Consider the following 10,252-nt stretch of genomic DNA (forward strand, 5'->3'; position numbering starts at 1 on the left):
GGTCGAGTGTGCCCGTTCCAACGGTCGCGCTCGACCGGAACGGACACAGTCGCAGTCGCGGCCCGGCACCCCGCACCATGCCAGTCAGTCAGTCAGTAAGGACGTTCCATGCCTGCCCCCAGCCCCGTTGTCGAATTGCGTGACGTGAGCAAGGTGTACCCGGCCACGGCCAAGGGCGGCACGGATGTCGTCGCCATCGACAAGGTCAGCCTCACGATCGACGCCGGCGACGTCTACGGCATCATCGGTTACTCCGGGGCAGGCAAGAGCACCCTGGTCCGGCTCGTGAACGCCCTCGAACGGTCCACCTCGGGCGAGATCCTCATCAACGGGCAGGACATCGCCCGCCTGCCCGAACGGGAGCTGCGCCCGGTGCGGCTGGGGATCGGCATGATCTTCCAACAGTTCAACCTGCTCGGCTCGCGCACCGTCGCGGGCAACGTCGGCTACCCGTTGGAGGTGGCCGGGCAGACCAAGCCGGCGCGCCGGGCCAGGGTCGCCGAGATGCTCGACTTCGTCGGGCTCAGCGACAAGGCCCGCGCCTACCCCGACCAGCTCTCCGGCGGCCAGAAACAGCGCGTGGGCATCGCCCGGGCCCTGGCCAGCCAGCCGGGCATCCTGCTCGCCGACGAGGCCACCAGCGCGCTCGACCCGGAGACCACCCATGAGGTGCTCGACCTGCTCGCTCGGGTCAACAAGGAATTCGGGGTCACCATCATCGTGATCACCCACGAGATGGACGTCATCCAGACCATCGCGACCAAGGTCGCCGTGATGGACCAGGGCCGGGTGATCGAACGCGGCGACGTGTTCGACGTGTTCTCGAACCCGCAGCAGCCGGCATCCGCCCGGTTCGTGTCGACCGTCGTCAAGGGACTGCCGTCTCCGGCCGAGCTCGCCGTGCTGCGCGGCCGGCACACCGGGCGCCTCGTCACGCTCGCGTTCCGGGACAGCAGCGTCGACCAGGCCCGCGTCTTCGGCGAGTTCGCCGCCGCCGGCGTCACCTTCGAAGTCGTCTACGGCGGCATCAACGAGATCCAGGGCCGCTCGTTCGGCCACCTGACGCTCGCCCTGGCCGCGCCGGGGGCGCAGGATGCCACGGGCGACGCGGCCATCGACGCCGCCCTCGACCGAGTCCGAACGCACACGACCGTGACGGAGGTGCGCTGAGATGGACAGCCTGATGACCCTGCTGCCCGAACTCTGGATCGCCGCGGGGGAGACCCTCTACATCGTCGGCCTGACCCTCTTCTTCGGCGGGATCGGTGGCCTCCTCGTCGGGCTGGGCTTGTACCTCACCCGGGCCGGCAGCATCCTCGCCAACCGTCCGGTGTTCGTGGTGCTCAACCTGCTGGTGAACATCGTGCGGCCGATCCCGTTCATCATCTTCCTCGCCGCCGCCCAGCCGCTCGCCCGGGTCGTCGTGGGCACCGGCATCGGCAACGCCGCGATCATCTTCACCATCTCGCTCGCGGCATCCTTCGCTATGGGGCGCATCGTCGAACAGAACCTGCTCACCGTGACGCCCGGCGTGATCGAGGCGGCGCGCAGCGTGGGCGCCGGTCCGGCCCGGATCATCTTCACCGTGCTGCTGCCCGAGGCGCTCGGCCCGCTCATCCTCGGCTATACCTTCATCTTCGTCGCGCTGGTGGACATGTCGGCCGTGGCCGGTTACGTCGGCGGGGGCGGGCTTGGAAACTTCGCGCTGCTCTACGGTTACCGCCAGTTCAACCCGGTCGTCACGTGGGCGGCCGTGCTGCTGATCATCGTGTTCGTGCAGCTGGTGCAGTTCTTCGGAAACTGGTTGGCCCGGAAGGCATTCCGCCGCTAGCCCGACCCGCCCGGTCACCCCGCGTACACGTCTCCTTCACCCGGGCGCAAGGTCTCGGCCACCCGTGGCCACGAACGTTCTCGCTGAGGAAGATCGTCACACCGACGGTGCGTCCCGGTCATGGATGGTTCGGGGGGGGGGGTGGGGGTAAGCGTGTCAGCGAGCCCGATCTTCGTCTTCTCGGCGTTCCGCTCACTCAGCGACCCGCGCTTACAGGGCTGGGTCGCCCTGCGGGAGCACCTCCGGGCCGGTGCCGAACTCGCCGACGCGCGCGAGGCGACCATGCAGCCCCGCCTGCCACGCGCGGCTGGGGCTGCCGCCAGCGCTGCGCTGGCGGGGGAATCCGGCATCTGGCGCCTGCTCGCTCCGAACAACCGCGAACTCGGTCGCAGTTCTTCCGTCTACGGATCGTTCACGGCGGCACGCACCCATGTGCTTGCCCTGCAGGCCGTCGTCGAGGACATGGTCGTGACGTGTGTGACGGGGCCGTCCTCAGGCACTCACGGCTGGTTCGTGACCGTCGGCGATGTTCCCGTGATGACCAGCGGACGCTGGTACGGTGCCGCCTCGTCGAGCCGCGAGGCGTGCAACGGGGCACTGGGGGCGTTCCCGGCGGCGATAGTCACCGAAGACCCTCGGCCCAGCGCCGACCCGGGCGTGCGGTTGACCCGGGGGAGAGGCCGCGCGGCGGACGCCGGGACGAGCGCGTCGTGGTGATGCGGGGGCTGGGAGGCTGGTGGCTCTTCGTCGCCTTCCTGGCGCTGGCCGGTTGGCTGGTGTTCGGGTGGCTGGCGCACGGCCACGCGCCGGTGCCGGCCCGTGCAGCCCCCTCTCTGCGCCTCGAGGCTGCCGCCGGGGACACCGTGGCTCCCGCCGCCCCCACCCAGCCACCCCTGGCCGGGAGCGCCACTGCAGCATCCGTCGTCGCGTCCGTGTCATCGGATGATGCGTCACTCGTCTCGGTGCCGTGGGCGCAGGCCACGTCAGAGGCCACCGGCATCGGCTACCGCGCGTTGCTGGGTTACGCGGGCGCCTCGCTCGCGATGGCGAGTCGGCAGCCCTCCTGCCACCTGGGCTGGACCACCCTCGCTGCCCTCGGTGCCGTCGAGTCCGGCCACGGCACCCACGCCGGGTCATCCGTCGACGCGGACGGAGTGGTGCGGCCAGGCATCTACGGTCCGCTTCTGGACGGCACCGCCCTGGACGCGTTCGCCGATACCGATGGCGGCCGGTGGGACGGGAACGCCCAGTGGGACAGGGCCGTCGGCCCGCTGCAGTTCATTCCCAGCACCTGGCAGCGGTGGGGCGCCGACGGCAACGGCGATGGCATCAACGACCCCCAGCAGGTCGACGATGCGGCCCTGGCCACGGGGCTCTACCTTTGCTACTCCGGCGATCTGTCGGCCGCCGGGACCTGGCAGTCCGCAATCTTTTCGTACAACCACCTGGAGTCATATGTCGACGCCGTGGCCGGCCGGGCAAACGCGTATGCGGCCCAGGTGGACTGAGCGTGGGGGACGATGGGGCGGCGGGGCTGATCTCGGGCCGCTTCCGGCTGAATGAGCTCCTCGGCACGGGCGGCTCGGCTTCGGTCTTCTCCGCCGTGGACGTGACGCGGGGCTCGGTTGTGGCGCCGACACCGCCGCCGACGCCTGCACCGAGCCCGGCACCTGCTGCCACCTGACCCCCGAACAGCCGCCACGGCCAAACCGACACGTCGCGTCCACATCTCGATTCGCAAACGTTGGCCCAGTGTTCACCTGGGGTCCCAAGCATGTGATTCGGAAGCGTGACTCCCGCGCACTTCCGCCCTTCCCGAGCCAGTTCCCCTAGGACAAAAATGACTCTTGCGAGCCTCGTCGCCGCGCTGAACGAGCCGCCCGATACCGGTGCGCCCGTTCTGGACCCGGCCAGCCCGGACTCCTCACCGCGCCGGCTCCTGGTCTCACGTCCCTCCCGTTCCGACTCGCTCTTCCGTTCGGTGGCGTTCAGCGCCGGCGGCATCACCGTGGCGATCATGCTGGCCGTGGGCGTCTTCCTGTCGATCCGGGCCTCCGACGCTCTCGGCGTGGCCGGAGTGAACTTCCTCTTCGAACAGGACTGGTCTCCTGAGTCCAAGAAGTTCGGTATTGCTTCCGTTCTCTTCGGCACAATCACGATCGCCGTGATCGCCATGTGCGTTGCCGTCCCGCTGGCGCTCGGAACGGCGCTCCTAATCTCCGAGATCGCCCAAGGGCTTATGAAGAGCACCCTGGTCACCCTGGTCGACCTGATGGCCGCCGTGCCCAGCGTCGTCTTCGGCCTCTGGGGTGTCTTCTTCCTGCAGGCCAACGTGATCCCGGTCGCAACCTGGATCTCCCTGTATTTCGGTTGGATCCCGCTGTTCCGGGTCGCGGATGCCAGTGGGCACGCGCTCACGGAGGCTAGCGCGTTCACCTCCTCGGCCTTCATCGCCGGCATCGTGGTCGGCTTGATGGTGGTTCCGACCCAGACGTCGGTCATGCGCGAGGCCTTCTCTCAGGCGCCGATCGGCGAGCGCGAGGCCGCCTTCGCGCTCGGCTCGACCCGCTGGGGGATGATCCGTAGCGTCGTGCTGCCCTTCGGTCGCGGCGGCATCATCGGCGGCACCATGCTCGGCCTCGGCCGCGCACTCGGCGAAACCATCGCCGTGTACATGATCATCTCGCCCATTTTCACGATCAACTGGCAGGTGCTCAAAACCGGCACCAACTCCGTCTCCGCCCTGATCGCGCTGCGGTACGGCGAGTCGAGTTCGTTCGGCCTCTCGGCACTCATGGCCGCAGGCCTCGTGCTCTTCCTGATCACCCTGATCATCAACTTCACCGCGTCGTCCATCGTCGCGCGGTCCCGTTCCGGGGCAGAGAGCGACTGATGACAATCACGCAGGCAACGACCATCACGCCCGCCGCGACCAGGTCGTACGCGATGTCCGGCCGTCCCGCTACGACGATCCCGGCTCCGGAGGGCGCCCCGATCGGGCCGCGTCGCCGGGTGCGTGGCGCCCGGCTCGACGATCGGTTCAACGTTATCGGCGCCGCCGCCGCCGGGGTCGCCGTCGCGGTGCTCCTCTTCGGCTGGGTCAGTCCGCTTTCCGGCGGTGTGGGCTGGGTGCTCGTGGCATACCTGGCGTTCCTGGGCTTCTACGCCCTGCTCGTGAGCTTCACGAGCGACGCACAGGAGGTCAAGGACCGGCTGATGTCCGTGCTCCTCTCCAGCGCCGGCGTGCTGCTCTTCGGCGCCCTGGTCTTCGTGGTGGCGTTCACTTTGGTGCGCGGGCAGGAAGCCCTGCCTCATCCCAACTTCTTCACCCAGAGCATGGAACTGGCCGGACCCCTCGACGGCCTCGACATGGGCGGCATCGTGCACGCGATCCTGGGCACGCTGATGCAGATCTCGATGGCGCTGGCGATCACCATTCCTCTCGGCATCACGACCGCACTGTTCCTGAACGAGGTCGGCGGCCGGTTCGCGCGGTTCGTGCGCACCATCTCGGATGCGATGACCGCGCTGCCGTCCATCGTGGCCGGCCTGTTCGTCTACTCGGCGATCATCGTGCTGATCACGCACCAGAGGTCAGGCTTCGCCGCGGCCATGGCCATCACAGTCATGATGCTCCCGATCGTCATCCGCGCCTCGGACATCGTGTTGCGCCTGGTTGCCGGCAACCTGCGGGAGGCCGCCTACGCCCTGGGGTCCACCCGCTGGGCCACGATCTGGCATGTCGTGTTGCCCACGGCGCGCCCAGGCCTGGCGACGGCCGTGATCCTGGGCACCGCACGCGGCATCGGCGAGACCAGTCCAGTGCTGCTCACCTCCGGCGTCACAGCGGTGACCAACCTGAACCCGTTCGCCGGCCCGATGATCTCCCTCCCGCTGCAGGTCTTCGACTTCGTCAAATCGCCCGAGCCCACCATGATCGCCCGCGGGTTCGGCACGGCCGCCGTCTTGATCCTGCTGGTACTCACGCTCTTCGCCCTTGCCCGGGTTGTCGGAGGCAAGGGTCCCGGCCAGCTTTCCCCACGCCACGAACAGCGCGTCCTGTTGGCCTCCGGGCGCGACCTGCAGCGGATGAACGTGCGGAATGACCTCGCCGCCGGGGATCCGAGTCCCCGTCCAGAATCCCTCCCGACCAGTTCACCCACCGACCTGACCACGAAGGAGACGTCCTCGTGACGCCGCACACCCGACGGATTCGTTCCATCCGAACCCTATTCGCCCTGCTCGTTGTTGGTCTAAGCGTCTCCACAACGGTGCCGGCGCAGGCCCTGAGCTATGACCCGATCACCGGCACCGGTTCGACGTGGTCTCAGAACGCTCTCGATCAGTGGCGCAAGAACGTAGCCACGAACTACGCGATGACCGTGAACTACTCCGGTGTCGGTTCGTCAGCGGGGCGCCGGGACTTCGTCGCGGGCAGCGTGGACTTCGCGGTCAGCGAGATCCCGTTCCAGACCGCCCCGGAGGACGGTTCGGCCCCAGAGGTGCCCGCTCGCGGGTACGCCTATATGCCCATCGTGGCCGGTGGTACCGCCTTCATGTACAACCTGAAAATCGGCGGCAAACGAGTCACCAACCTACGGCTCAGCGGCGAGGTCATCACCAAGATCTTCACCGGGGTCATCACGAAGTGGAACGACCCGGCCATCGCGACCGACAACCCTGGGCTGGCCATGCCGGACAAGGGAATCGTCCCGGTCGTGCGCTCGGACGGTTCCGGCTCCACGGCGCAATTCACTCTCTGGATGTCCAAACAGCACCCGGCCCTCTGGAAAACGTTCTGCACCAAGGTCGGGCGCTCCGCTGACTGCGGCCTGACTTCACAGTTCCCCACCTTCGGCAGCGCCAAGGCACAGAGCGGATCCTCCGGCGTCGCCGGCTACGTGAGTCAGGACTACGGAGACGGCGCGATCACCTACGTCGAGTACTCGTATGCCAAGAACTCCGGTTTCCCGGTCGCCAAGGTGCTCAACGCGGCCGGCTACTACGTCGAACCCACGGCGAACTCGGTGGCTGTGGCGCTCCTGAAAGCCGCCATCAACACCACACCCGGACCGACCTACCTCACCCAGATTCTGGACGGCGTTTACAACAACGCCGACCCTCGCACCTACCCGCTCTCGAGTTACTCCTACATGATCGTGCCCACCGAGGTCGGCGGCGTCTTCACCGCGAAGAAGGGTTTGACCCTGGGCGCCTTCGCCAACTACATGCTCTGCGAGGGACAGCAGCAGGCCGCAGCCCTGGGCTACTCCCCGTTGCCGATGAACCTCGTGCTGGCCGGCTTCGACCAGATCAAGCGAGTCCCGGGCGCCGATGTCAGCGGCGTTGACATCAACAAGTGCCACAACCCGACGTTCAATGCCGGCGACTCTCCGTCGAGCAACCTGCTGGCCACCACCGCCCTCCAACCAGCCGCCTGCGACAAGGTCGGGGCCAACCAGTGCACCACCGGCACGGCCGGGGCGTTGGCCGACACTGCCGTGTCGGGCAGCGGCACGGGTGGTGGCGCGGCCGGCTCAGCCTCCGCGAAGACTGCAGCGGCGGCGACCGGAGGAACGGCGATAGCAGCCGTCGCCCTCGCCGATGCGGCCGCGCCCGTGTTCGACGAGAACGGCGCCCTCGTGTCAGCGGTCGGCACCGCTGCAACCGGCGTTGCCGGCACCGCAGTTGCCGCACCGTTCACCCTGGCCGAGACCGGCTGGGGCACTCAGCAGTCGGTCATGCTGCTCGCCGGCCTCCTGCTGCTGGCCGCCGCTGTGCTGCCGCCCGTGCTCGCCCGCCGGTTCACGCCCCGCGGCGCGAAAGCCGGCACCAAGTGAAGCGGCTCACGTTCGGCCCGAAAAACGCACTCTGGGCACGGGCCGGCGCCAGCGGAGTCGTGGTCGGCCTGATGGTGGGCGTCGGTGTCGCCGCGCTAGGCTCCCTCGCCCCCTCCGCGGCATCCGCTGACGCATCGACCGCTGTCACGGTCGCGTCGAGGGGCTTCGACCCCGATCTGGCAACCGCGCCCTTCCCTGATCTCAAGGTCACCGTCTCCCAGACCAAGGATCTCGTTTCCCAGGGCATCGTCGTGAACTGGAGCGGAGGAAAGAAATCCGTGCGACCAGATGGGAGCTCCGGAGGGGAGGACTTTCTCCAGATTGCGCAGTGCTGGGGAGACGACCCGACGGATTCCAGCCGTCCGGATCGCACGACGTGTCAATACGGAGGATTCCCCGGCAAGGTCGCGTCCACCCGCGACAACGCCGTGAGCCAGGAGAACGTGGCCACGCAGGACGCGCAGTACACGTCCCCGGCCAACGGATTCACGGTTCCCGCCTTCACCGCCATTCCCTACCGCGCATCAACGGGCGGGTCCATCGCCTCGGTGTTCGCGGACTCGGCCAACGTCCTCACGCATTACATCGTGGACCCCCTGACCGGCCTGGTGCAGAACGCCAATGGATCGCCGTCCGCGACCGGGGTGCCCCTGCCCGCCGGCGTGTCAGGCGTGGACCTGGCCACCAATGAGTTCTACACCCAGTACACGACGAATGAGGTGCCTTGGGCGGGCTCGAGCGACAGTGGCGACGGCTCCGTGAAATTCGAGGTGCAGACCGCCATGCAATCTCCGGGCCTCGGCTGCGGTATGCCCGTGACGGCCGCGAACGGCGCCGTCGCCGGCAAATCGTGCTGGCTCGTGGTCATCCCGCGCGGAAAAAACGACGCGGGGGAGTCCTACATCACCAAGTCCGGGCTGCTGTGGGATTCCTGGAAGCACAGCGTGGCCGTCAAGCTTGATTTCAAGCCCATCGGCCAACGCTGCTCCATCGGCTCGGCCGAGAAGCAGCTCTCCGGGAGCGAACTCGTCGCCGCGGCGATCGGGTCGTGGCAGCCCAACCTGTGCGCCGGTGCCTCCGGCTCCTCGTTCGTGCTCAGCACCGGCAACGAGGAAGAGGCGTTGGCCGCGGCAAGCCTGACGGCGCCGAGCCCGCTGGCCCTCACTTCGCGTCCGCTGCAAACCGCTGGGACGGATCCGGTCGCCTATGCGCCGATAGCCCTCAGCGGCGTCGCGGTTTCGTTCTCCATCGACCGCCGCGTGAAACCGGTGGGCGAAGTTCCTCAGGAATACAAGGACCGGAACACCGAGGCATTCACGTCACTGAACCTGACCCCGCGCCTGATCGCGAAGCTCCTCACGAACTCGTATCTGGACTCCCTGCCTTCCGGAGCGCCGACCACATCGGACTCCCTCAAATTCTTCGGCTACACCGACTCCGCACACCCGGGCTCGAACGCGCGCAACCTCACGGTCGACCCCGATTTCCTGGCGGTCAACGACGAGGAATGGAGGTACCAGGACCTGACCGGGCCGTCCCTGGGAGACATGCTCCTCCCTTCCGGACGATCCGACGAGGCCGAGCAACTGTGGCGGTACGTTCTCTCCGACCCGTCTGCCGTCGAATTCCTCAACGGAACGCCGGACGAGTGGGGGATGAAAGTCAACCCCTGGTCATCCACCGACGCCACCATCAACCCGTCGGGGACGGTCCTGGCCCTTCCGCGCACGAATTTTCCAAAGGCTGATCCGATGGAGCGGCCCGCCGCCGCTGTCGGCGCCGGCACAACGGCGGTGAACCTCGTCACCTGGCGCCCCTACACCAGTGACTTCGAGAACGGCGCGTATCTCACCCTGCGCGGCGACGGGCTGGAGCTCGGGGACTGGAACCCCACAAGCGTTCCGCCGAAGTTCGGCAAGAGCGTGCGAAGCCTGGTGGGCAACCAGCGCGTGCTGAGCGTCACCACCGCGGCCGCGGCCGCACGGTACCAGACGGTGACGGCGTCACTGCAGAACTCCGCGGGCAGCTTCGTGGCGCCGACGGCGGACTCCATGCTCGCGGCCTCCGCGGCGATGGTCCCCACCAGCGCCAACCCCAAGGTGCTCGAATATGACCCGGCGAACCCGAGCGCCAAGGCCGCGGCTACGGCGTACCCGATGACGATGCCGGTCTATGCCGCTCTGAATCCGCTGCAGACGGATGCCGCTCAGCGGGCGATCTACGCCAACCTGATCCGGTACGCGGTCGGGGCCGGCCAGATACCCGGCACGGAGATCGGGCAGCTGCCGCACGGCTACACCCCGCTCCCCAAGAGCTGGGTGGCCCAGGCGCTCGCCGCCGCGACCGTGATCGAGCAGGGCAGCAGCACGATCGTCCCAACGACCGTGCCGGAGACCGCCCCGGACGCCTACATCCCGACCCCGTCAAGCGACGGAACGGCCGCGTCCCAGGCCGAGGGCGCACTGGTGATGGCCGACGCCGCGGTCGACCCGGCTGGCGCGGGCGCCACGGACGCCGCGGGCACCGTCACCGGCCCCCTGGTGGCAAGGCCGACGCCCGCGGACCCGGTCGTCGGGCTGGT

Annotated in this window: 8 protein-coding genes; all 8 read left to right on the forward strand. The window is 68.2% G+C overall.

What is annotated here, in order from left to right; genetic code table 11:
- Nucleotides 1–108: 108 nt before the first annotated feature.
- On the forward strand, nt 109–1,170 hold the full coding sequence (locus E3T37_RS13795) for a methionine ABC transporter ATP-binding protein (protein ID WP_134367747.1): 1,062 nt from the start codon (nt 109–111) through the stop codon (nt 1,168–1,170).
- A gap of 1 nt (nt 1,171) precedes the next feature.
- Nucleotides 1,172–1,831: a methionine ABC transporter permease gene (locus E3T37_RS13800; RefSeq protein WP_134367749.1), complete on the forward strand. Its 660-nt coding sequence runs from the start codon at nt 1,172–1,174 to the stop codon at nt 1,829–1,831.
- Between the two features lie 153 nt (nt 1,832–1,984).
- On the forward strand, nt 1,985–2,548 hold the full coding sequence (locus E3T37_RS13805; RefSeq protein ID WP_134367751.1) for a hypothetical protein: 564 nt from the start codon (nt 1,985–1,987) through the stop codon (nt 2,546–2,548).
- Complete coding sequence (locus E3T37_RS13810) at nt 2,548–3,339, forward strand: lytic transglycosylase domain-containing protein (RefSeq protein WP_134367753.1); 792 nt, start codon at nt 2,548–2,550, stop codon at nt 3,337–3,339. The genes E3T37_RS13805 and E3T37_RS13810 overlap by 1 nt, the downstream gene beginning before the upstream one ends.
- 332 nt (nt 3,340–3,671) lie before the next feature.
- Complete coding sequence (pstC, locus tag E3T37_RS13815; RefSeq protein WP_134367755.1) at nt 3,672–4,724, forward strand: phosphate ABC transporter permease subunit PstC; 1,053 nt, start codon at nt 3,672–3,674, stop codon at nt 4,722–4,724.
- Nucleotides 4,724–6,025 carry a phosphate ABC transporter permease PstA gene (pstA, locus tag E3T37_RS13820; protein ID WP_241975849.1) on the forward strand — a complete coding sequence of 434 codons (1,302 nt, stop codon included), beginning with the start codon at nt 4,724–4,726 and terminating at the stop codon, nt 6,023–6,025. The genes pstC and pstA overlap by 1 nt, the downstream gene beginning before the upstream one ends.
- A complete protein-coding gene (gene pstS, locus E3T37_RS13825; RefSeq protein WP_241975848.1) occupies nt 6,022–7,671 on the forward strand; it encodes a phosphate ABC transporter substrate-binding protein PstS in 1,650 nt (549 codons plus the stop codon). The genes pstA and pstS overlap by 4 nt, the downstream gene beginning before the upstream one ends.
- On the forward strand, nt 7,668–10,252 hold a 2,585-nt coding region (locus tag E3T37_RS13830), incomplete at its 3' end, for a hypothetical protein (RefSeq protein WP_134367757.1). The genes pstS and E3T37_RS13830, both read left to right, overlap by 4 nt.

The sequence above is a fragment of the Cryobacterium sp. TMT2-10 genome (genome assembly GCF_004403075.1).
Taxonomy (GTDB): Bacteria; Actinomycetota; Actinomycetes; order Actinomycetales; family Microbacteriaceae; genus Cryobacterium; species Cryobacterium shii.